The organism is Stenotrophomonas sp. P5_B8 (genome assembly GCF_054049855.1).
On record NZ_JBFULO010000586.1, the window covers coordinates 1 to 1,860 of the forward strand.

A 1,860-nucleotide genomic window follows, 5' to 3' on the forward strand; every position below is an offset into this window, starting at 1 on the left:
GTGGTGGTGCTGTCCAGCCACTGAAGTGCGCTCAGCGGAACAGTTGGTTCAAGGTGGCCCCGGATGCCGCATCGGCGAATCCGTCGAAGCGGCCTTCGTCCATCAGCAGTTGCGAGGCGCGCATCATCCCGCCCCAGGCGACCCGTGCCATCGCGCCACCGACGCTGACCCGGCGCACACCCATTGCGGCGATGTCCTGCAGGGTGAACGGTACGGCGGCGCCGACCAGCAGATTGACCGGCTGCGGCGCCACGGCGTTGACCACCGCTTCGATCTGTTCGCGGGTGCTGATGCCGGGTGCGTAGAGACAGTCCGCGCCCGCGTCGGCATACGCGCGTAGCCGGGTGATCGCATCGTCCAGGTCGGGGCGGCCGACGAAGAAGTTTTCGGCGCGGCCGATCAGCAGCACATCTTCACCGGACTGGTCGATCGCCCGGCGTGCCGCGCGTACCCGTGCCACCGCGTCCTCCAGCGTGCGCAGCGGATGGGCCGGGTCTGGCCCGGCATCTTCGATGGAGATACCCGCCACCCCGGTGGCAATGGCGCGGGTGACGTTGCTGCCGACCTCATCCAGCGTGCCGAAGCCGTCGCCGAAATCGGCATTCAGCGGCAGCGGCGTGGCGGCGGCAAGGGTGTGCAGGTGGGCGAGCGTTTCATCCAGCGACACCGTGCCATCGGCCTGCGCCTGGCTCCAGGCATGGCCGGAACTGGTCGAAGCCACTGCCTGGAAGCCCAGGCTGTGCAGGTAGCGTGCGCTGCCCGGATCCCACGGGTTGGGCAATACGAAGCAGCCGTCGTCATGCAGCGCACGGAAGGCCGCGCGGCGCGGGCGGGGATCGAAGGACGGTGCGGTCATGGCGCGTATCCGGCAGGCGGTGAGCCGATGGTAACGCCACCGTTGGTCAGCCCCGTGCTGATCCACGCGGCCGTGCTGGTCGCCGTGTTAAGCCGCCGTGGGAATGCCCGGCGCTGCGTTCACGCCCAACGACTGGCGGGCAGGTCCAGCCTTGCGCAGGCGCCGGATCATCCGTCGCCACGACCTGGGAGAACACTGATGAACCGGATGGCACAAAGATCGCGCTGGCTGCTGACGATGCTGCTGTTGGCAGGCATCGCCGCGAACGCCGCTGCCGCGCCGACAGCCAGGGCGCCCGCGCCGCTGCCTGCGTTCGAGGCGCTGGACAAGGACAAGGACGGCATCGTTACCCTGCCGGAGGTGAATGTGTATCCCGATGCCATTGCCGCGCGCCTGCGCAAGTGCGACGCCGACAAGGACATGAGGATCAGCCGCGACGAGTACGCCAAGTGCGAGCACGCCGCCCATGCTGCCGGCGCCAAGTGACACCGTTGGCTCAGGCCTTCACCCAGCGCGCCACCAGCCCGATCAGCAACAGCGCAGCGGCGACCAGGCAGAACGCGAATACCAGGCTGCTGCCGTGGGCGACGAAGCCGATCAGCGCCGGTCCGGCCAGTACGCCGGCATAGCCGAGCGTGGTGATGGCCGGAATCGCCAGGCTTTCGGGCATGGCTTTCTGGTTGCCGGCCATCGAGAACAGCGCCGGCACGATGTTGGCGCAGCCCAGGCCGATCAGCGCGTAGCCGAGCAGCGCCAGTGGCAGTGCCGGGGCAAAGGTGACCAGCGCGAAACCGCCGGCGGCGACCAGGCTGCCCAGCAGGATCGCGCGGTGCCGTCCCAGCCGTGCCACCACGCCATCGCCGACCAGCCGCGTTACCGTCATCGCGATGGCGAAGGTCATGAAACCCAGCCCGGCACGCGCGGGGTCGACCTGCTGCACTTCATGCAGGAATACCGCGCTCCAGTCCAGCATCACGCCTTCTGCCAGGAAGGCGACAAAGCAC

General features: G+C 68.6%; 2 protein-coding genes and 1 pseudogene. 1 reads left to right on the plus strand and 2 read right to left on the minus strand.

Going from position 1 to position 1,860, the window contains the following annotated elements; translation table 11 throughout:
* Window positions 1–31: 31 nt before the first annotated feature.
* On the minus strand, window positions 32–856 hold the full coding sequence (locus tag ACXJKH_RS19615) for an isocitrate lyase/PEP mutase family protein (RefSeq protein WP_457321875.1): 825 nt from the start codon (window positions 854–856) through the stop codon (window positions 32–34).
* A gap of 54 nt (window positions 857–910) precedes the next feature.
* Here ACXJKH_RS19615 and ACXJKH_RS19620 point away from each other — a divergent pair, with 54 nt between their 5' ends.
* Window positions 911–1,342 carry a hypothetical protein gene (locus ACXJKH_RS19620; RefSeq protein ID WP_457321877.1) on the plus strand — a complete coding sequence of 144 codons (432 nt, stop codon included), beginning with the start codon at window positions 911–913 and terminating at the stop codon, window positions 1,340–1,342.
* 10 nt (window positions 1,343–1,352) lie between these two features.
* On the opposite strand, the pseudogene ACXJKH_RS19625 reads toward ACXJKH_RS19620, so the two are convergent.
* Window positions 1,353–1,860, minus strand: a pseudogene (locus ACXJKH_RS19625) (MFS transporter); the annotation flags it as partial.